Raw genomic sequence first — 19,042 nt, 5'->3', positions numbered from 1 at the left:
TCAAGATCAAAAGATCGCAGCCTGCGGCAGCTCCTACAGGGGTGTACAGGGGTATCAGTTTTTTTTCATTCCGACCCGCCGGCGCATCTCGGCCGTAATCGTCTGCCGGGTTTTCTTCAGGTCCGCCCAAGGCTCATCGCCCACTTCGGCCAGGCGTTCATGCGCGTTGTGAATGTTCCATTGGTTGCCGCCCTTGAGTTCTTCCACCTCTTCACGAAAGATCGGCATCGACACCGGCAACCCTTCCCGGGTACGCACGGCGTAGGCGCAGATGGTGGTCGCGCCCAACCCGTTGCGCAGGTAATCGATGAAGATCCGCCCCACCCGGTTCTTCGGCCCCGACACCGCGGAAAAACGCTCCGGCAGCATTTTGGCCATGTGGCTGACAATCGCATGGCTGAAGTCCTTGACCTCATCCCAGCCGAGCTTGCGGGTCAGTGGCACCACCAGGTGAATGCCCTTGCCGCCGCTGGTCTTGAGGAACGCCTTGAGCCCCAGTTCATCGAGCACCGTCAGGGTCAACTGGGTGGCCTCGACCATGCGTTTCCACGGCAGCGCCGGGTCCGGGTCGAGGTCGAGGACGAAGCGGTCTGGTTTGTCGAGGTGGTCCGAGGTGGCGTTCCAGGTGTGGAGCTCGACGGTGCTCATCTGCACCGCGCCGATCAAGGCTTCGGCGTTGTTGATGACCATCATCGGCTGGCCTGTGAGTTTCTGGTCGAGGGTGGTGATGCCGGGGATGGCCAGGCGCTCGGCGTTTTTCTGGAAAAACAGTTCGCCGCCGATGCCATCCGGCGCCCGCACCAACGCCACGGGGCGATCCTTGAGCTGCGGCAGAATCCACTCGGCGACGCTGGCGTAATACTCCGCCAGTTGCACTTTGGTCGCGCCACTGCTGGCGTCGATGACCCGGTCCGGGTGGGTGATGCGCACCTTGCCCTGGTCAAGGCCGATCTGCGACGGCGCGGGTTCGGCTTTCTTCTTCGCGGCGGATGCCTTGTCGGGGGAAGGCTTGGCGGTGGCGGTTTTTTTCCCAGGGGCAGTTTTCACGGCAGTCGGACGCTCCTCGGTGATGTCTTTGGCAGGTTTGTCGTTACGCAGGCCATGGAACACCGCATGGCGCACCGAACCGTCCTTGGTCATTTCGGCAAAGGCCACTTCCGCCAGCAGGCTGGGTTTGAGCCAGTGCACGGCCTTGAACTCGGCACCGCTGGGCGGGTTGACCACAGCGGGTTTCTTTGTCTTCAGGGGTTTGAGTTGTTCATGGATGCTGTTGAGGGTCGCCTCGGTAAACCCGGTGCCGACCTTGCCGGCGTAGCGCAACTCACCGCTGTCCTTGTCATGCAACCCCAGGAGCAGTGCACCGAAGGCACTGCGTGAACCTTTGGGGTCGGTGAAGCCGACGATGACGAATTCCTGCCGATGCTTGCACTTGAGCTTGACCCAGTCACTGCTGCGCCTTGAGACATAGGGTGAACCCAGGCGTTTGCCGATCAGGCCTTCCATTTGCATCTGGCAGGCGCTGTTGAGCAAGGCCTCCGGGTCTTCACCGAAGGACTCGGAGAAGCGCAGCAACGGGTCCTTGCTGGTCTTGAGCACCGTCGAAAGCGCAGCCCGGCGTTCCTCGACGGGCACCTCGCGCAGGTCCACGCCATTGAGATAGGGCATATCGAACAGGTAGTAGAGAATGTTGCCACTGCGCCCGGCCTCAAAGGCGTTTTGCAAGGCCTGGAAGTCCGGCACGCCCTGCTCGTCGGCCACCACCATTTCGCCGTCGAGCCAAGCCGATTCCAGGCCCAGGCCGGCCAGCGCCTTGGCCTGGCCGGGCAGCTTGTGGGTCCAGTCGTGGCCGTTGCGGGTGAAGAGCTTGACCTCGTCGTGGTCGATGCGCGCCATGATCCGGTAGCCGTCGAACTTGACCTCATAACTCCACTCGCCACCCGGGGCCTTTTCCACCAGCGTCGCCAGTTCCGGTTTGATCTGGTCCGGCAGCTTGGCCTTGTGTGCGCCGGTCAGTGGTGCGGATTTTTCCTTGCGCGGCTCTTTATGCTTTGGCGCAGCGGGCTGCTTGACGGCCTTGGGTTTGGCCGCCTTGGGTGTTTTGGCAATGAGGGTCCGTTCGCTGAGCACGCTGTCGGGCTCGGCGGCCACCACGTCGTAATCGCTTTGCGGCCGGGCGGCACCGTCCTGATGCTTGATCAGGAACCACTGCTCCTGCTTGCCCGGCATGTGCGTGCGCACCAGGTTCCACAGTCCGGCGAGCTTCTCGCCTTGCAGTTCGAACTTGAGCCTACCCTTGGCGTAGGCCTTGGCCGGATCCTCTTGGGGAATCCACACGCCTCGGTCCCAGACGATGACATCACCGGCACCGTAGTGGCCTTCGGGGATGCTACCTTCAAAGGTAGCGTAATCCAGCGGATGGTCTTCGACATGCACCGCCAGGCGCTTGACCTTGGGGTCCAGCGACGGTCCCTTGGGCACCGCCCAGCTTTTGAGCGTACCGTCGAGCTCCAGCCTGAAGTCGTAATGCAGCCGGGTTGCATCGTGCTTCTGGATGCAGAAAAGCAGCGCATGGGCCTTGCCCTTTCGACCGCGAGACCTGGAAACACCGGAAGGCTCGGGGCTTTTGTCGAAGTCCCGCATGTCGTTGTATTTTTCGAGCGGCTTGTCCATGGCGCCTCCGCCGGGTTCATGACTTGAGTCAAACCGTTATTGTCATGAGACCCCGGATGAGTGCGCGAAGGTTCAGTCCTTTTTCGCTGGAGATTTGCCATGTTGGCAGTCACGCTGATCAATACGCTGGTGGTCATCATCACCGTGGTGATCCATTACGAATGTTTGCTGCGCATGAATGACTGGCTGCCACGGCTCAAGTTGTGGAGCCGCTTCAGAATTGTCGTCGGGGTATTCGGCGCCCTCCTGGCCCACGCGATAGAGGTCTGGTGCTTTGCCCTGGTCTATTACCTGATGGTGCATTCCGGCAAATGGGGCAGCCTGACAGGCAACTTCGACGGCTCGCTGATGGACTGCGTCTACTTCTCCTTCACCACGTATACGACGATCGGCTTCGGCGATATTTCGCCTGTCGGCGACCTCAAGTACTTGACCGGTCTGCAAGCCCTTACCGGGCTGGTGCTCATCTCATGGACCGCGTCCTTTCTGTTCCTGGAAATGCAGAAGTACTGGAAGGGCAAATAAGCCTACAATCGGCAGGTGCCGTCTCATCTGCGGAGAGTAATCATGCGCACGGTCCATGTCCTCCAGGCCCCACCGGCATCGGTCAATGTCGTGGGCGAAACGATCACTGTCCTGGCCGGCGGCGATCTGAGCAAACCCTTTGAAATGCATATCCAGGAAGGCGTGCAAGGTGGCGGCCCGCCCCCGCACTTTCACCCGTGGGACGAGGCGTTCTATGTGGTGGAGGGGCAGGTCGAAGTGACCGTCGAAGGCACATCCAGCATCGTCTCGGCCGGGGGCTATGTGCACATTCCTGCCGGGGCGATCCATGCCTACAAGAACGTCAGCCCCACCGCGAAGATGATCGGCGTGGTATCCGATCCCCGGGGCGGGCAGTTTTTCACGGCGATGGATCAGTTCAAGGTACCCGAGGACCTGCCGCGGATATACGAAGTGGCCGAGCGCTTTGGCGTGACGTTCCTGGTGCCAAACCCCCCGAATTCGTGATCGTCGCCCCTGTAGGAGCTGCCGAAGGCTGCGATCTTTTGATTTTAAAGAATCAAGATCAAAAGATCGCAGCCTTCGGCAGCTCCTACAGGGTTCTCGTCAGGCTGTGCCGTGGGCCTGCTGTTCCAGATGCACTTGCAGATCCGGCTCGATGCCCAGTGCCGCTGCCAGTTCATCCAGGTAACTACGTTCGGCATCCTGCTGATCATCCACCAGCATCACGCTGGCCAGGTACATCTCCGCAGCCATGCCGGAATCCGTTGCCGACTGTGCCACTTCGCAAGGGTCAAGCGGTTTGGCGACTTCGTCATCCAGCCATTGCTGAAGCTCTGGGTCGTCGGTGTGACGGCCGATTTCCTTGCTGATCATCAGCGTTTCGGCCTCGTCGATCCGGCCATCGGCCTTGGCCGCCGCTATCAATGCACGCAGGATCGCATGGCTGTGCTCCTCGACTTCCGGCCCGGCCAGCATGTCCACCGTGCGCATCGCCTGTTGCGGCGCCTGCTGTTGCTGCGTGGCCTGGCTGCGTTGCCAGGCCTGGTAAGCCTGGAAGGCCATCATCCCCAGCGAGGCCAGCGCTGCATAATTGGCACCACCCCCGGAGCGCGATTGCGGCGCACCGCCCATTCGCGAGCCTCCACCCAGCAAACCGCCGAGCAATCCGCCCAGGCCGCCCATGCCGCCTGCCCCGGCGCTGCTTGCGCCACCACCGCCCAACAGGCCGCCGAGCAGTCCGCCCAGGTCACCCAGGCCACCTTGAGCCGACGCCCCACCGCCGCCCTGTTGCGCCCTCGAGCCCTGGCCGGCCCGCAGTAATTGTTCGAGCAGATCGCTGGTGTTCATGACGACGTCCTCATCGAAGGGAGTGATCCAGTCAGACAACGATAGCCTTCGCGGGTGAATGTGCTACCACCGTCTGGCTGACACAGCGCCGTTTTATCCGCAGTGTTTTCTTGTGGCGCAGCTAAGATTCATAGGGGGTGAACCTTATTCCCGGATACCCGGTCGATACCTGCAACCCCACCCGGTTTGCCGCCGCCCGCCAGAAGAGGGCGATGACTGGCTTGCTGCACTTTCTGGAGAGCGCCCCCGTGATATCAACCCTACACATCGCCAGGCTCAAAGCCTGGGGTGCCCATGGTTTTACCGCTACCGGCGTGGTCACCGCCTTCCTCGCCACCCTCGCCCTGCTCGAAAACCAGCCGACCCGTTGCCTGCTGTGGCTGGGCGTGGCCCTGATCGTCGATGGCCTGGACGGCGCACTGGCGCGCAAGGTCAATGTGCAGACGGTACTGCCGAGTTTCGACGGCTCGATTCTCGACCTGGTGATCGATTACCTGACCTATGTGTTCATCCCGGCACTGTTCATCTATCGCTATATCCCGCTGCCGGACTACACGCTGCTGCTGACCGTGTCGCTGATCCTGGTGTCGTCGCTGTTCTGCTTCTGCAACGTCAATATGAAAAGCAAGGATAACTACTTCCAGGGCTTCCCCGCGGCGTGGAACGTGGTTGCCCTGTGCCTGTACATCATTGCGCCGTCGCCCTGGATCACCTTCCTCACCGTGATCGGCCTGGCGCTGCTGACGCTGACCCGCATGAAATTCCTGCATCCGTTCCGGGTGCGCCGCTTCATGCCGATCAACATTGCCGTGACCGCGATCTGGCTGCTGTGCAGCCTGTCCCTGGTGATCAACCACCCGGTGATCAATCCCCTGGTCATGGGGCTTTGGCTGCTGATGTCGGCGTATTTTCTGGGGATCTGTTTCTGGCGCACGGCGCTTGAGTGGTTCGGCGAGTCGCGGCTCAAATAACGCCATGCCTATCCATATCGTACGACTCGGCTCCCCGCGCAAACCGGGGCGGAGGTTGTCCCGCCGTACCCGATTTACTGTAGGAGCTGGCTTGTCGGGTCGCCGCATCGCAGCGAAGGCGTCCTGCCAGACGCCCCATCTACCGCGGCCGTACCCGATCTACTGTGGGAGCGAGCCTGCTCGCGATGGAGATCAACGATGACGCGGGCCCCCTGATACACCGCGGTGCTCTCAGGTTTTTCGCGAGCAATCGAGCGTCGACCGGCTGCTCCTACAGGGGGCCCGCCGCCATCGGCCATCCGTGGCCGAGAGGGCTCAACGCCTCGTAATCACCACCTCAAGGTATTCACTGGGCACCACCATCGACTTGTCCCCCGCCCGGTTCAGGCGGTTGAGCAGTTCGGTCAGGTCGTCTTCCAGGGCCTTGGCGCCATCGGGGGGCAGTGCCGCGAAAGCCTTGTGGATCGGACCGTACCAGCTGCGGAAGGTGTCGATGAAATGCTCGGCCGAGCGATAGCGGAAGTTGAAGGTCCGGCGAGTGACCTGCAGCAGGAAGTCGTGCTCGTCGAAGTGCTTGCGCAGCCAGGCTTCGGTACCCCACAGCGACGGCGGTTGCGCGCCGGGGGGTGGCGGCATGTGCTGCCCCAGGGTCTTGAAAATCTGGCCGACGAAACCTTCCGGCGTCCAGTTGGCCAGGCCGATCCGCCCGCCCGGGCGACACACCCGCGCCAGCTCCGCGGCGGCCTTGGCCTGGTCGGGGGCAAACATTACGCCGAAGGTTGAAAGCACGGCGTCGAAACTGCCATCGGCGAAAGGCAGCGCCTCGGCGTCAGCCACCTGGAAGGTCACGTTCAGGCGTTCCGCACGGGCGCGGTCTTCGCCGCGTTCGAGCAGTGCGGCGACATAGTCGGTGGACGTAACCCGGCAACCGCGACGCGCAGCGGCCAGGGTCGCATTGCCGTTGCCGGCGGCGACGTCCAGCACCTGCTCATCGCACAGCAGGTCGCAGGCCTCGGCCAGTTGCTCGCCGACGATCTGCAGGGTGGTGCCGATCACGGCGTAGTCGCCACTGGCCCACGCGGCCATTTGACGGGTTTTCAAGGCAGCAAGATCAATAGGTGTACTCATGGAGACAATCTCTGGTTTGGAACAGGATCGGGCGCACGCTCACTCAGCCGTGGTCGGATCGATGATGTTCATGACCTGGGAAATGCGATTGGCCGGGAAGCCGCCCTGCCTGGCGTGCTCCCTGATGAGCTCTTCGTTAGGCGCGATGTACACGCAATAGAGCTTGTCGCCCGTGACATAACTCTGCAGCCATTGCACCTCTGGCAACTCGCGCAACACCCTGCAGGATTTTTGCGAGACGGCTTTCAAATCCCTTTCTGACAGTGCTCCGGCGCCTGGAATCTCGCGTTCAATGACGAACTTGGGCATGGCAACCTCACTTTATTGTTATTGATGACAGGACCCGGTGGCCCTGTGTGCGAACTATCTCTCCGCCGCTGACTGGCGTCCTGTCCGATCGTCGGCCAACACTGCCCGATCGTCCGGAGAATTCACGTTAAGCCGTGACGCGTTCACAATCGGAAACCCCCACACGGGAAAAACGCCCATGGACGCCCTGTCACAGACCCTGCGTGTCGTCCGCCTGGTCGGCGCGATCTTCATCAACGCCAGGTTCACCGCGCCCTGGTGCTATCAGTCGCCCAGCGCAGACACGGCGGCGCCGTTCCTGGAGCCTGGCGCCGAACGGGTGGTGATCTTTCACCTGATCACCGAGGGCGAGTGCTACGTCGAACTGGGGGATGATCCGCCGCTGCTGCTCAACCCCGGCGACGTGGTGATATTCCCCCAGGGACACGCCCATCGCATGAGTTCGCGCCCCGGGTTGACGCCCGCCAGCGGTGCGCGGCTCGACGAGGTACTGGCGCGGCGCCCGCGCCAGTTGAGTTATGGCGGTGGCGGCGCGGTGACGCGCCTGGTGTGCGGCTACCTGGCCTGCGACACGCGTCTGGCCGGCATGTTGCTGGCAGGGCTGCCGCCCGTGGTCAGGGTCAATGTGCGTGGCTCGAACGCCGGCATCTGGCTGGAATCTTCGGTGCGTTATGCCTTGGCCGAAGCGCGCTCGCCAAGGCCTGGCGGCGAAGGCGTGCTGGCGAAACTGGCCGAGGTGCTGTTCATCGAAGTGCTGCGCCTGTACATGCACGAACACGGCGAGGGTCGTACCGGTTGGCTGGCCGGCGTGAGCGACCGGATCGTCGGTGCGGCCCTCAACGCCCTGCACAAGAAACCCTGCCACGCCTGGACCCTGGATGAACTGGCGCGCACGGCCGGCACCTCGAGATCGGTCCTGGCAGAACGCTTTGCGCAACTGGTGGGGGTTTCGCCGATGCAGTACCTGACGCAATGGCGCATGTTGCTGGCCGCCAACCTGTTACGCAGCAGTAACAGTTCGTTGATACGCATCGCCGAAGAGGTGGGTTACCAGACCGACACGGCGTTCAGTCGGGCCTTCCGTCGTGAGTATGGTGCGCCGCCAGCCGCGTGGCGGCGCAGTCAGGAGAAACGCACAATGGCCCACGGTGAGGTGAGCCATTGATGCGGTCCTTTGATCTCAAGCCGCTGGAGCAGCGGCCTTCGCCTCTTCCAGCAACTGCTGGATCACCTTCTCCTGAGTCTCATAGCTGCCCTCGCCAAAGTGGGTATAACGCACCTGCCCCTTGGCATCGATCAGGTAGTGAGCCGGCCAGTACTGGTTGTCGAAGTTGCGCCAGATCGCATAGTTGTTGTCGATCGCGACCGGGTAGGTGATGCCGTATTCCTTCACCTTGTCCTTGACGTTGTCGATGATGCGCTCGAACCCGTACTCGGGGGTGTGTACGCCGATCACCACCAGGCCGTCCTTCTCGTACTTCTTCGCCCAGTCCTTGACGTACGGCAGGGTGTGCTTGCAGTTGATGCAGTCGAAGGTCCAGAAGTCCACCAGCACCACTTTGCCCTTGAGCGATTCGTTGGTCAGCGCTGGCGAGTTGATCCACTCCACCGCACCGGTCAGGGACGGCATGGCTCCCTGGGCGTTGTCCATGGACTCGGCCTTGACCTTGCTGACGAAGTAATCGACGACCTTCGGCACGTTTTCCAGCAAGCCTTTCTCGACACTGCTGACCCCTTGCGACGAGGTATTGGCCAGCAGTACATCGTTGGTGCCGGTGGCAATCACCGCCGCCCCGGCCAACACCGCCACACCGGCCCCCCGACGCAACCAGCCAGTGACCGGGATCGACGGCTTCAGGCGATTGACCAGGCCACGACCGGCGAAGATCAAGGTGCCCAGGGACAATGCGCTACCCAGGCCGTAGGCCACCAGCAACAGACTGGTCCCGGCGTTGGCGCCTTGCAGCATGGCGCTGGTCAGAATCACCCCGAGGATCGGCCCGGCGCACGGCGCCCAGAGCAGCCCGGTCGCCACGCCGATCATCACCGAACTCAGCGGGCCGGACATCTTGCGGCTGTTGGGGTCGATGCGATTACCCAGGGCAACGAACGGGCGCGCCAACCAGTCGCCGACCCGTGCGGAAATGAGCGACAGGGCGAACAGCACCATCACGATCAGGGCCACATGGCGCCCGGTGTTGCTGGCTTGGATCACCCATTCACTGCTGACCACGGCCAGGCTGGAGATCAGGGCAAACGTCAGGACCATGCCGCCGAGGGTCAGCATGATCGACGAGCGCGTACGGTCGGCACCGGCGAACAGGAAGGGTACGACCGGGAGGATACAGGGGCTGAGGACGGTCAATATGCCGCCCAGGAAAGCGATGAGTAACATGGGGGTCACCATTGAAAATTTTGGGTAGCATGGACCGCCCCCTGTAGGAGCTGGCTTGCCAGCGAAAGCGGTCTAACAGCCACAACCCGGGTTGTATGGGCTGCCGCCTTCGCTGGCAAGTCAGCTCCTACAGGGGATCGGCGTGGTATTCGGAAATCAGGCCGTCTGGCCTTCCAGCAACTTGCCTTGCGGTGTACGGCTGGAACCGTTCTCGGCGAGTAAGGCATCACCGCCCTTCTCGGCCACCGGCGTCAGCTGAAAGCAGGTGCTGCGGCCACAAGCGTTCTGTTCTACAGCGGCGTTGGCATGGGCCGCGGCGCCGGCAACGGAGAAAGCAAAAGCGGTCAAAAAGCGGGTAACGTTGTTCATGATGTTCTTCCTGGCGTGAGTGGAATGCGCTAAGCGTGATCGCTGGACTCAGTTGTCCGAGCTGCAGTTGTCAGCCAATTTGCGGTAGTCCAGGACCTGGGTCTTGCTCTGGGAATCCAGGTAGGTCAGCTGTGCATTCACCACGCCGCAGGAGGGCGAGGCATCCTGTTTCAACGACACCACTTTCTTGATGTCCAGGTGCGTGCCGTAGCTGTAGCTCATCGGGGTCACATCCGCTTCGGCGCGGGCCGACAAGGTGCAGATGTTCAGGGCGGCAAACAGGCAAGCGGCGTAGATGGCTTTGGTGTTCATGGTGGTTTCCTCAAGGTTCGACAGGTAGATCGTTGGTTGGGTAGAGGCGCTGTGGTCTGCCTCGATGGAACCTATTAGAAGCCCGCGAGGTATCCCGCATGTGTCGGGAACCGGCGCGGGTAAATCGGAAAGTATCTGGACCGGGCCGGGATACAGAGGGATACAAAACCCCGGGAAATGCCTGTTTTTGCGTCGGTGTGTATCCGCCCACAGGCCAGATACACTGCAATACAAAGGGCGACGGGCGAGCGGGCCAAGGCTCGATAGACTGTGCGACATCCCCCACTGACAGAGGCAAATCCCATGGAGCACGTCTATCACATTCTCATCGTTGACGATGACCGCGAGATACGAGAGTTGGTGGGCAACTACCTGAAGAAAAACGGCCTGCGCACCACAGTCGTGGCCGATGGCCGGCAGATGCGCAGCTTCCTCGAATCCACGCCGGTGGACCTGATCGTGTTGGACATCATGATGCCCGGCGACGATGGCCTGATGCTCTGCCGCGAGCTGCGCACGGGCAAACACAAGGCCACCCCGGTATTGATGCTCACCGCGCGCAACGATGAAACCGACCGCATCATCGGCCTGGAAATGGGTGCCGACGACTACCTGGTCAAGCCCTTCGCCGCCCGCGAACTGTTGGCCCGGATCAACGCCGTGCTGCGCCGCACACGCATGCTGCCACCGAACCTGGTGGTGACCGAATCCAGCCGCCTGCTGGCCTTCGGTCGTTGGCGCCTGGACACTTCCGCCCGACACCTGCTCGATGGCGACGGCACCATGGTCGCCCTCAGCGGCGCCGAGTACCGGTTGCTGCGGGTGTTCCTCGATCACCCGCAGCGGGTGCTCAATCGCGACCAGTTGCTCAACCTGACCCAGGGCCGCGACGCCGACCTGTTCGATCGCTCCATCGACCTGCTGGTCAGTCGCCTGCGCCAGCGCCTGCTGGACGATGCTCGCGAACCGGCCTATATCAAGACCGTGCGCAGCGAGGGCTATGTGTTTTCCCTGCCGGTGGAAATCGTCGGTGCGCCAGCATGAACCGCACGCTTCGCTGGCCCCGCACCCTGGCGTCAAGGCTGTCGCTGATCTTCCTGGTCGGCCTGATCCTCGCCCAGGCGCTGTCCTTCGGTGCGCAGTACTACGAGCGCTATGAAATCTCGAAAAACACCATGCTCGGCAACCTGGAAACCGACGTCTCGACCTCCATCGCCATCCTCGATCGCCTGCCGGCCGAAGAACGCGCCAGTTGGCTGCAACAACTGGACCGGCGCAATTATCGCTATCTGTTGAGTGAAGGCTCGCCCGGTACCTCCATGGACACGGACATGCCCGAAGCACCGATTGCCATGACCTCGATCAAGAATTCCATCGGCAAGGACTACCCGATGACCTTCACCGACATTCCAGGGCCGGTGAAACACTTCCAGGTGCACCTGAAACTGGCGGACGGTAGCCCGCTGACCATCGACGTGCGGCCTTCGATGGTGCCGCTGTCGCCCTGGCTGCCCTTCATGCTGCTCGGGCAACTGGCGCTGATGATTGCCTGCACCTGGCTGGCCGTGCGAATCGCCATCCGCCCCCTGACACGCCTCGCCGAAGCCGTGGACAGCCTCGACCCCAACACCCACCCGGTGCTGCTGGACGAAAAAGGTCCGACCGAAGTGGCCCACGCCGCCAAGGCCTTCAACGCCATGCAGGCGCGCATCGCCGCCTACCTGAAGGAACGCATGCAACTGCTGGCGGCGATCTCCCATGACCTGCAAACGCCGATCACGCGGATGAAACTGCGCGCCGAATTCATGGACGACTCGGTGGAGAAAGACAAGCTGTGGAACGACCTCGGCGAGATGGAACACCTGGTGCGCGAAGGCGTGGCGTATGCCCGCAGCGTCCATGGCGCCACTGAAGAAAGCCGGCGCACCGACCTGGACTCGTTCCTCGACAGCCTGGTGTTCGATTATCAGGACATGGGCAAGCAAGTGCAGCTGAGCGGCAAAAGCACCACCGTCATCGACACCCGCCCCCACGCCTTGCGGCGAGTGCTGGTGAACCTGACGGACAACGCCCTCAAGTTCGCCGGAGCAGCGGAACTGCTGGTGGAAAAGCAAACCGATGGCAGCGTGTCGGTGAAGGTCATGGACCGCGGCCCGGGGATTGCCGAAGCGGAACTGAGCCAGGTCATGCAACCGTTCTACCGCGTGGAAAATTCGCGTAACCGCAGCACGGGTGGCACCGGGTTGGGACTGGCGATTGCGCAGCAGCTGGCGTTGGCGATCGGGGGATCGTTGACATTGAGCAATCGTGAGGGTGGTGGGTTGTGTGCGGAGCTGAAATTGCGCGGGTGATACTGTTGATCGTTCCCACGCATGTGGGAACGATCCATGTTCGTTCAAGCAATGACGCCCTCCTCCTGCATCTGCCGCAACAACCCCAGACCGCTTTCAATAAACTCCACAGACTCCGTCATCCCCGCCTCCGCCGCCAACCCCTGCAGATGTGCACGTCCGGTCTGCCCGGGAAATTCCTCGATGCGCTGCAACAAACGAAACGCCAACGGGCTCAACTCGGAAAACTTCACGCTGAAATCCAGGTCCCGGCGCACCAGCAACAGCGTCGGCTGATCCGGCGGTGTATCAGGCTGATAATCCGGCCCGACCAGTTGCACTGGCCAGGCATACGCCAAGGGCCAGGCCAATGGCGAAACCTGTAAAGGTCGATCCAGCAAGCCATCGGCATCGCCGCCGGACAAAGGCTCGGCCTCGGATTGTTGCAGGGCCATTTCCACCCATTCGTAATGCGCCAGCTCGACCATGAACGGCGGCCAGGGCCCATCGATCAACGCCTCAGGCTCGGAAGCCAGAAACTCGAGAAACTCCTCGGCGATTTCACCGAATTTCGGAGTATGGGCGCGGTAGTCGCGAAGGAAGATTCGCACCAATATCCGCCAGTGCTCATCCCCGAGAATCTTCACCAGTACCGGAAAGGTGCCGCTGATCAACGACGACAGGTTGGCGAACACCAGGTCGCGATATACCTCGGCCCGCGCCGGGTCCATTTCCGCCGGCGGCGCGTAGCGCTCGGGATCGCGCAAGTACAGGCCCATGCTGTTTTGCTGGTCGTGCAGCGTGCGCTTAGCCACGGTTCACCTCCTCGGTTTGCAAGCGGCGAATGGTCTGCAACTCGACAACCAGCTCGGAAAACGCCGGAAAGTTGAAATCCCTTTCCAGCAAGGTCGGTTGCGCGCCGAATCGGCCGTAGGCGTCGGCCAGCAGCGACCAAACCGCGGGTTTGACCGAGGCGCCATGGGTGTCGATTTTCAGGGTATCGGACTCATCGAAGTGCCCGGCGATGTGCATGGCCACCACCCGGTTCGCGTCGATCCCGGCCAGGAAGGTACGCGGATCGAACCCGTGGTTGATCGAGTTGACGTACACGTTGTTGACGTCCAGCAACAGGTCGCAATCGGCTTCGCGCAGCACGGCGTTGGTGAACGTCACCTCGTCCATGTCCTGCTGCGGGGCGGCGTAGTAAGAGACGTTTTCCACCGCCAGGCGACGGCCGAGAATGTCCTGGGCCTGGCGGATGCGCGCGGCGACGTGATGCACTGCTTCTTCGGTGAAGGGCAATGGCAACAGGTCATACAGGTGGCCGTCATCGCTGCAGTAACTGAGGTGCTCGCTGTACAGGGGCACCTGGTGGTGATCGAGGAAGACCCGCACCTCCCGCAGGAATTCGACGTCCAGTGGCGAGGGGCCGCCCAGGGACAGGGACAAGCCATGACAGGACAACGGATAGCGCTCGGCCAGGGTCCGCAGCGCCGCGCCGTGGGCGCCGCCGATGCCGATCCAGTTCTCCGGTGCGACTTCGAGAAAGTCGAAATGGCCGGCCGGGGCGGCCAGCAGGTCCTTGATCAAGCCGCGACGCAGGCCGAGCCCGGCGCTGGCCCTGGTTGATGTGATGGAGGTATGCATGATGTCGATTCCAAGGTTGTCAGAACGTCATCACAGTTAATCGAAGGGATGTATCGGGTCTGTGTGGCGTGCTGACAGAAAACCGCAAAGCGTGTATCGGCAGTGGGTCTGTATACACTCTGATACAGACCCGCTGCCCGGCTTTACGCCAGGTCGTATTTCTCGCGCACCAGATCACCGATGCCCATGGAGTCGAGCACGTCCATCGGGCACAGGAAGGTCACGCGCACGGTACCGGGCAGGCGACTGATGTCGATGGAGCCGGTGATGGTGGCGCGATTGAGCACTCCGTCATAGGGCAGGCCGGTGACCGCGGCGGCGCGGGTCAAGCCGTTCTCCACCGCCAGGTTGAGGTTCTCGCCGCTGCCGATGAAGGTGATCGGGCCGCTCTGTTCGATCTCGTGTTGCCCCCAACGCTCGCCCAGCTCACGGACTTTCGCGCGCTGCCCGGCATTCATCGGCCGCGCCATCGGTGGCAGGTCATCGAGGTTTTGCAGGAGGATCGGCCCTTCCAGCGTCAGGTTTTTCACCACTTGCACCACCACCTCGGTTTCCCCGGAGCAATCGGTGGCGTGGCCGGCGATCTCGCCGTTGCCTTGCTGCGCATGCATGTCACCCATGTACACCCCGGCCCCCGGCACTTTCACCGGGCAGATCAGCACACAGCCTTCGCGGATCGAATTGGTGTCCATGTGGCCGTCGGTCTTGGCCGCGTGCAACTCCTCGCGGCTCATGCCGAAACGGTGCGGGGCGTTGATCAGGTACTGGCCGAAGTCGGCGCAGTTGTGCGAGTCGGGAATATCCCGGGACGGCAGGGTGCCGATGTTGCCGAGGAACGGGCGCATGTGCGCGGCGACGCCGGGGATGTCGGCGCGGGCCAGGGACAGGATCGAATGCTGCGCGGCGAACTCCGGCAGCGCCGACATCTCGGAGGCCTTGCCGGCCAGTTGATTGGCGATGTCCTGGTTGACCGTCAGGCTGACCTGATTCTGCGCGTCGAACACAATCACATAGCCGTGGCTGAAGCGAAAGGCGCTGACCTCGGCGCCGCAGTGGTTACAGCGGATCGCGTCCTCGCCAATGCCTTCGACATGGCTGGCCGGATGCTCGGTGCCGCACTTGGAGCAGAATTTGGCGACGAACGGATCGCCGTTGTAGCGCCCCTCGACGAAGCTCATGACCCCGGACGAAGTGGCCAGCGACGTGACCCGCATGCTTTTGATGGTGATCGCCACGGCATCGCCGATCTGCGCCCCGGCGATGGCCACCGGCTGCGTCACTTCATGGCCGCCCTCGAAAGCTGGCGTGATCATCGGCCCCCAGCAACCTGGCGGCGTCCCGGTGATCAGCGTGCCGCCGTCGGCCAGCGGGCCGAGCATCGGCTGGCTCGGGCCGATGATGCCGTTGGTGTAGCGATCGACCCGCAGGCGATTGACCGGCGTGGCGTTGAGAGTGGGTTGAGGCACAAGCGTTGTCATGGTGATCCTCTACGGTGTCAGGCGCGAATAGTCCTCACAGTTCAGCGCAGGTTTGTATCTGGTCTGTGTTCGGCAATAACCAGCAATAGAGCGGGACTGTATCGAGGGGCCAGTTAGATACAGTGGGATACACACACAGGCACTGCTGACCAATACCCCTGTAGGAGCTGGCTTGCCAGCGAAGAGGCCGGCAGATCCAGCCTATTTGTAGACTGACACACCGCTATCGCGAGCAAGCCCGCTCCCACAGGGGGTCGGTATCGGTCAGGGGACTTTCGTCGCTCCAGGCCACTCTGCACGGTATGCAAACTAAACTTAATGCACACAGGAGCTGCTCAGCGTCCTGTTCATTCCCACGACCACCGCCCGGACAGACAAAGCCTCCGGACCGTGATCCTTGCAAAGGAGCACACGTGATGGACGAGGCCAGACTCAACGATTTCATGGGCAAACTGGTGGGCGACATGGGCGGCGCGGCGATGCTGGCCAACGTCATCCTCGGCGAAGAACTCGGCCTGTACCGGGCCATGGCCGACAGCCAGCCGATCAGCCCCCAAGCGCTCGCCGACAAGACCGGCTGCAACCCCCGCCTGGTGCGCGAATGGCTGAGCGCCCACGCCGCCTCCGGCTACATGGAACACCGCGACGGCCAGTTCCGCCTGCCCGAAGAGCAAGCCCTGGCGCTGGCCATCGAAGACTCTCCGGTCTACATCGCCGGTGGCATCGGTGTGGTTGCATCGTTTTTCCATGACAAGGACAAACTGGTCAAGGCCATGCGCGGCGACGGCGCCCTGGCGTGGGGCGATCACCATCCGTGCATGTTCAGCGGCACCGAACGCTTCTTCCGGCCCGGCTACAAGGCGCACCTGATCGCCGAATGGTTGCCGGCCCTGGACGGCGTGGTGGCCAAGCTGGAGGAAGGCGCCAAGGTCGCCGACATCGGCTGCGGCCATGGCGCGTCGACGGTGATCATGGCCCAGGCGTACCCGAACTCGCGGTTCGTCGGCTTCGACTACCACGCGCCGTCCGTCACGGTCGCCACCCAGCGCGCCGAAGAAGGTGGCGTGTCCAGCCGCGCGCAGTTCTTCCAGGGCACGGCCAAGAACTACCCCGGCGACGACTATGACCTGGTCTGCTATTTCGACTGCCTGCACGACATGGGCGACCCGGTGGGCGCGGCCAAACACGCCTACGAGTCGTTGAAGCCGGACGGCACGGTATTGCTGGTGGAACCTTTCGCCAACGACTCGCTGGACGACAACATCACCCCGGTCGGCCGGCTGTTCTACGCCGCCTCGACCTTCATCTGCACGCCCAACTCGCTGTCCCAGGAAGTCGGCCTCGGCCTCGGCGCCCAGGCAGGCGAGGCGCGATTGCGCAAGGTGTTCAGCGAGGCCGGGTTCTCGAGTTTCCGCCGGGCCACGGAAACGCCGTTCAACCTGATCCTTGAAGCACGCAAGTAACCCGCCCGCACCCTGTAGGAGCTGCCGCAGGCTGCGATCTTTTGATTTTGATGTTAAAAAGCAAGATCAAAAGATCGCAGCCTGCGGCAGCTCCTACATGCGTTCGTCCGTGGCCCCCGGAGTGTTGAAGATGCTCGACCACCAGATCCACGAACAACTCGATCGCCTCCAGCACCTGATGGCCGACGAGCCGTTCGCGGTCCTGACCGGCGCCGGCATCAGCACGCCGTCGGGCATTCCCGACTATCGCGACAACCAGGGCGTGCGGCGCGGCCGCCAGCCGATGATGTACCAGGAATTTCTCTCGGCGCCCGAATCCCGGCGGCGTTACTGGGCGCGAGCGATGCTGGGCTGGCCGCGGGTGCGTCAGGCACAACCGAACGTGGCCCACGACACCCTCGCCCGCTTGCAGAGCACCCGGTGGATCAGCGGCTTGATCACCCAGAACGTCGATACCCTGCACGACCAGGCCGGCAGTCATGACGTGATCGAACTGCATGGCAGCCTGCACCGGGTGCTGTGCCTGGACTGCGGAAAACGCAGTGAGCGCGATTCGATCCAGCAATTGATGGAAACGCAAAACCCATATTTGGCCGGCGTCGACGCGGTGCAGGCCCCGGACGGCGATACCCTGCTGGATGCAGCCTTCGAAGCACGCTTCCAGGTCCCGCGTTGCCCGCATTGCGCGGGTGAGAGGATGAAACCGGACGTGGTGTTCTTTGGTGAGAACGTCGCACAAGCCACCGCGGCGAAAGCGATGGCCACGGTGGAAAAGGCGGCCGGGTTGCTGGTGGTCGGCTCGTCGTTGATGGCGTACTCGGCGTTTCGCCTGTGCCGGGCGGTGGTGGATCAGGGCAAGCCGCTGCTGGCGATCAACCTGGGCAAGACCCGGGCGGATGAAATCCTGGATTTGAAGATAGAAATGTCCTGCGAACAGCTATTGCCATTATTGGCACAGCGCCTGAACACCTGACACAACCCAATCCCTCTGTGGGAGCCAGCCTGCTGGCGATGAGGCCGACACATTCAACATCTCCCGCGCCTGATACACCGCCATCGCCAGCAGGCTGGCTCCCACAGGGGGGACTTGAGATCAGCTCATGAAAACTCGCTCGCCGAGGTTTTCTTCTTTGAGCACATCAAACAACGCCTGCGCCGCCGCCGACAACTCCCCGCCCGGCAACGTCAGTACCCCAAGCGCCCGCTCCACCACCGGATCACGCAAGGTGATGCAGCGCGCCCCCAGTTCACGCATCTGCCCGGCGCACAGTGCCGGAACGGCGCTTACGCCCAGCCCGCTGGCAACCATCCGCCCCACCGTCGCCAGTTGATGGCTTTCGAACTCCACCGGCAACTTCATGCCCCGGGCCTGCAAGTGTTCCTCCAGCATCACTCGCACCGTCGACGGTCGCTGCAAGGTGATGAACGGTTCCTTGAGCAAGGTCGGCCAGTCGACTACCTCCAGTTCGACCAACGGCGAATCAGCGGGCACCACCGCCACGAAGCGATCGATGTACAACGGCGTGAATTGCAGCGACGAGCTCTGGGTCGGCTCGAACGCCACGCCCAGTTCCACCTGGCGGTCACGGACCATTTCCAGCACTTGCTCGTTGATCACGTCGTTGACCGTGACGTTGACTTTTGGATACCGCGCGCGGAAGGTCTTGAGGATCGGCGGCAGCAGGTTGCCGGCGAACGATGGCATGGCCGCCAGGGTCACGCGCCCGCGCTGCAGGGTGAAACGCTGGCGCAGATCATCCTCGGCATTGTCCCAATCGGCGATCAGGCGGCGCGCCAGCGGCACCAGGGCTTCGCCTTCGGCGGTCAACGCCACATTACGTGTGTTGCGAGTGAACAGGCGCCCGCCCAGGCTTTCTTCCAGGGCCTTGATGGTCAGGCTCAGGGCCGATTGCGACAGGTGCAGGCGCTCGCAGGCCACCGCGAAACTCAGGCTCTGGGCCACGGCCAGGAAGGCGCGGATCTGCTTGATGGTCATGGTCGCTTTGCTCCAGTTGTAAGCTGCAAGCTTCAAGCGGCAAGATTGAAGCAGCGGTTTAATGAGCTTTATCAATCAATCAAGCCAAAAAAACAACTTAACAAATGAATCTCGTGCGGC

At 62.4% G+C, this 19,042-nt stretch carries 19 protein-coding genes; 8 read left to right on the top strand and 11 right to left on the bottom strand.

Annotated elements, in window-relative coordinates; translation table 11 throughout:
- Positions 1-54 precede the first annotated feature (54 nt).
- Positions 55-2,670 (bottom strand): DNA ligase D, encoded by a 2,616-nt coding sequence (ligD, locus tag NPS56_RS23905; protein WP_274076920.1) that lies wholly within the window; start codon positions 2,668-2,670, stop codon positions 55-57.
- A gap of 99 nt (positions 2,671-2,769) precedes the next feature.
- On the opposite strand from ligD, the gene NPS56_RS23900 reads away from it, so the two are divergent.
- Positions 2,770-3,195, top strand: coding sequence for a potassium channel family protein (locus NPS56_RS23900; RefSeq protein ID WP_274076918.1), 426 nt, complete (start codon positions 2,770-2,772; stop codon positions 3,193-3,195).
- 42 nt (positions 3,196-3,237) lie between these two features.
- The gene (locus tag NPS56_RS23895) at positions 3,238-3,681 is read left to right on the top strand and encodes a cupin domain-containing protein (RefSeq protein ID WP_274076916.1); all 444 of its coding nucleotides are present in this window, start codon (positions 3,238-3,240) and stop codon (positions 3,679-3,681) included.
- A 99-nt stretch (positions 3,682-3,780) separates the two neighbouring features.
- Here NPS56_RS23895 and NPS56_RS23890 read toward each other — a convergent pair whose 3' ends face one another.
- Entirely contained in the window at positions 3,781-4,524 is a 744-nt protein-coding gene (locus tag NPS56_RS23890; protein ID WP_274076915.1) for a tellurite resistance TerB family protein, read from the bottom strand.
- Positions 4,525-4,772: 248 nt separating this feature from the next.
- Between NPS56_RS23890 and pcsA the strand changes: the two genes are divergently transcribed.
- Complete coding sequence (pcsA, locus tag NPS56_RS23885; protein WP_274076913.1) at positions 4,773-5,495, top strand: phosphatidylcholine synthase; 723 nt, start codon at positions 4,773-4,775, stop codon at positions 5,493-5,495.
- Positions 5,496-5,810: 315 nt separating this feature from the next.
- Here the strand turns inward: pcsA and NPS56_RS23880 are convergent, their stop codons facing one another.
- Together NPS56_RS23880 and NPS56_RS23875 are read right to left on the bottom strand one after the other, a co-directional pair.
- Positions 5,811-6,623 carry a class I SAM-dependent methyltransferase gene (locus NPS56_RS23880; protein WP_274076912.1) on the bottom strand — a complete coding sequence of 271 codons (813 nt, stop codon included), beginning with the start codon at positions 6,621-6,623 and terminating at the stop codon, positions 5,811-5,813.
- 39 nt (positions 6,624-6,662) lie between these two features.
- The gene (locus NPS56_RS23875) at positions 6,663-6,932 is read right to left on the bottom strand and encodes a DUF4242 domain-containing protein (protein ID WP_008063076.1); all 270 of its coding nucleotides are present in this window, start codon (positions 6,930-6,932) and stop codon (positions 6,663-6,665) included.
- Between the two features lie 178 nt (positions 6,933-7,110).
- On the opposite strand from NPS56_RS23875, the gene NPS56_RS23870 reads away from it, so the two are divergent.
- Positions 7,111-8,097 (top strand): AraC family transcriptional regulator, encoded by a 987-nt coding sequence (locus tag NPS56_RS23870; RefSeq protein ID WP_274076911.1) that lies wholly within the window; start codon positions 7,111-7,113, stop codon positions 8,095-8,097.
- A 15-nt stretch (positions 8,098-8,112) separates the two neighbouring features.
- Here NPS56_RS23870 and NPS56_RS23865 read toward each other — a convergent pair whose 3' ends face one another.
- The 3 genes from NPS56_RS23865 to NPS56_RS23855 form a co-directional block, all read right to left on the bottom strand.
- A complete protein-coding gene (locus tag NPS56_RS23865) occupies positions 8,113-9,327 on the bottom strand; it encodes a cytochrome c biogenesis protein DipZ (RefSeq protein WP_274076910.1) in 1,215 nt (404 codons plus the stop codon).
- A 156-nt stretch (positions 9,328-9,483) separates the two neighbouring features.
- On the bottom strand, positions 9,484-9,696 hold the full coding sequence (locus tag NPS56_RS23860) for a hypothetical protein (RefSeq protein ID WP_274076909.1): 213 nt from the start codon (positions 9,694-9,696) through the stop codon (positions 9,484-9,486).
- A gap of 48 nt (positions 9,697-9,744) precedes the next feature.
- Positions 9,745-10,008: a DUF2790 domain-containing protein gene (locus NPS56_RS23855; RefSeq protein ID WP_180206203.1), complete on the bottom strand. Its 264-nt coding sequence runs from the start codon at positions 10,006-10,008 to the stop codon at positions 9,745-9,747.
- Between the two features lie 303 nt (positions 10,009-10,311).
- Here NPS56_RS23855 and NPS56_RS23850 point away from each other — a divergent pair, with 303 nt between their 5' ends.
- Both NPS56_RS23850 and NPS56_RS23845 read left to right on the top strand, forming a co-directional pair.
- On the top strand, positions 10,312-11,052 hold the full coding sequence (locus tag NPS56_RS23850) for a response regulator (protein WP_274076908.1): 741 nt from the start codon (positions 10,312-10,314) through the stop codon (positions 11,050-11,052).
- Entirely contained in the window at positions 11,049-12,359 is a 1,311-nt protein-coding gene (locus NPS56_RS23845) for an ATP-binding protein (protein WP_274076907.1), read from the top strand. Before NPS56_RS23850 ends, NPS56_RS23845 begins: the two co-directional genes overlap by 4 nt.
- A gap of 44 nt (positions 12,360-12,403) precedes the next feature.
- On the opposite strand, the gene NPS56_RS23840 is transcribed toward NPS56_RS23845, so the two are convergent.
- The 3 genes from NPS56_RS23840 to NPS56_RS23830 form a co-directional block, all read right to left on the bottom strand.
- On the bottom strand, positions 12,404-13,153 hold the full coding sequence (locus NPS56_RS23840) for a DNA-binding domain-containing protein (RefSeq protein WP_274076906.1): 750 nt from the start codon (positions 13,151-13,153) through the stop codon (positions 12,404-12,406).
- The gene (locus tag NPS56_RS23835; RefSeq protein ID WP_274076905.1) at positions 13,146-13,985 is read right to left on the bottom strand and encodes a DUF692 domain-containing protein; all 840 of its coding nucleotides are present in this window, start codon (positions 13,983-13,985) and stop codon (positions 13,146-13,148) included. The genes NPS56_RS23840 and NPS56_RS23835 overlap by 8 nt, the downstream gene beginning before the upstream one ends.
- 143 nt (positions 13,986-14,128) lie before the next feature.
- Positions 14,129-15,463 (bottom strand): acetamidase/formamidase family protein, encoded by a 1,335-nt coding sequence (locus NPS56_RS23830; protein WP_274076904.1) that lies wholly within the window; start codon positions 15,461-15,463, stop codon positions 14,129-14,131.
- Positions 15,464-15,879: 416 nt separating this feature from the next.
- Between NPS56_RS23830 and NPS56_RS23825 the strand changes: the two genes are divergently transcribed.
- Both NPS56_RS23825 and NPS56_RS23820 read left to right on the top strand, forming a co-directional pair.
- Positions 15,880-16,926, top strand: coding sequence for a class I SAM-dependent methyltransferase (locus NPS56_RS23825; protein WP_274076903.1), 1,047 nt, complete (start codon positions 15,880-15,882; stop codon positions 16,924-16,926).
- 130 nt (positions 16,927-17,056) lie between these two features.
- Complete coding sequence (locus NPS56_RS23820; protein ID WP_274076945.1) at positions 17,057-17,899, top strand: NAD-dependent protein deacetylase; 843 nt, start codon at positions 17,057-17,059, stop codon at positions 17,897-17,899.
- Between the two features lie 120 nt (positions 17,900-18,019).
- Here the strand turns inward: NPS56_RS23820 and NPS56_RS23815 are convergent, their stop codons facing one another.
- Positions 18,020-18,922: a LysR family transcriptional regulator gene (locus NPS56_RS23815; protein ID WP_274076902.1), complete on the bottom strand. Its 903-nt coding sequence runs from the start codon at positions 18,920-18,922 to the stop codon at positions 18,020-18,022.
- Between the last annotated feature and the right edge of the window lie 120 nt (positions 18,923-19,042).

This window comes from Pseudomonas putida, assembly GCF_028682635.1.
GTDB classification, from domain to species: Bacteria; Pseudomonadota; Gammaproteobacteria; order Pseudomonadales; family Pseudomonadaceae; genus Aquipseudomonas; species Aquipseudomonas putida_AE.
Note: the sequence above shows the minus strand (reverse complement) of the source record. Positions and strands in the feature narration are given on the sequence as shown.

Excerpts from the sequence above, each read along its gene's own strand:
- ligD (WP_274076920.1), bottom strand. The coding sequence starts at position 2,670 with ATGGACAAGCCGCTCGAAAAATACAACGACATGCGGGACTTCGACAAA.
- NPS56_RS23900 (WP_274076918.1), top strand. The coding sequence starts at position 2,770 with ATGTTGGCAGTCACGCTGATCAATACGCTGGTGGTCATCATCACCGTG.
- NPS56_RS23895 (WP_274076916.1), top strand. The coding sequence starts at position 3,238 with ATGCGCACGGTCCATGTCCTCCAGGCCCCACCGGCATCGGTCAATGTC.
- NPS56_RS23890 (WP_274076915.1), bottom strand. The coding sequence starts at position 4,524 with ATGAACACCAGCGATCTGCTCGAACAATTACTGCGGGCCGGCCAGGGC.
- NPS56_RS23880 (WP_274076912.1), bottom strand. The coding sequence starts at position 6,623 with ATGAGTACACCTATTGATCTTGCTGCCTTGAAAACCCGTCAAATGGCC.
- NPS56_RS23875 (WP_008063076.1), bottom strand. The coding sequence starts at position 6,932 with ATGCCCAAGTTCGTCATTGAACGCGAGATTCCAGGCGCCGGAGCACTG.
- NPS56_RS23870 (WP_274076911.1), top strand. The coding sequence starts at position 7,111 with ATGGACGCCCTGTCACAGACCCTGCGTGTCGTCCGCCTGGTCGGCGCG.
- NPS56_RS23865 (WP_274076910.1), bottom strand. The coding sequence starts at position 9,327 with ATGTTACTCATCGCTTTCCTGGGCGGCATATTGACCGTCCTCAGCCCC.
- NPS56_RS23860 (WP_274076909.1), bottom strand. The coding sequence starts at position 9,696 with ATGAACAACGTTACCCGCTTTTTGACCGCTTTTGCTTTCTCCGTTGCC.
- NPS56_RS23855 (WP_180206203.1), bottom strand. The coding sequence starts at position 10,008 with ATGAACACCAAAGCCATCTACGCCGCTTGCCTGTTTGCCGCCCTGAAC.
- NPS56_RS23850 (WP_274076908.1), top strand. The coding sequence starts at position 10,312 with ATGGAGCACGTCTATCACATTCTCATCGTTGACGATGACCGCGAGATA.
- NPS56_RS23845 (WP_274076907.1), top strand. The coding sequence starts at position 11,049 with ATGAACCGCACGCTTCGCTGGCCCCGCACCCTGGCGTCAAGGCTGTCG.
- NPS56_RS23835 (WP_274076905.1), bottom strand. The coding sequence starts at position 13,985 with ATGCATACCTCCATCACATCAACCAGGGCCAGCGCCGGGCTCGGCCTG.
- NPS56_RS23830 (WP_274076904.1), bottom strand. The coding sequence starts at position 15,463 with ATGACAACGCTTGTGCCTCAACCCACTCTCAACGCCACGCCGGTCAAT.
- NPS56_RS23825 (WP_274076903.1), top strand. The coding sequence starts at position 15,880 with ATGGACGAGGCCAGACTCAACGATTTCATGGGCAAACTGGTGGGCGAC.
- NPS56_RS23820 (WP_274076945.1), top strand. The coding sequence starts at position 17,057 with ATGCTCGACCACCAGATCCACGAACAACTCGATCGCCTCCAGCACCTG.
- NPS56_RS23815 (WP_274076902.1), bottom strand. The coding sequence starts at position 18,922 with ATGACCATCAAGCAGATCCGCGCCTTCCTGGCCGTGGCCCAGAGCCTG.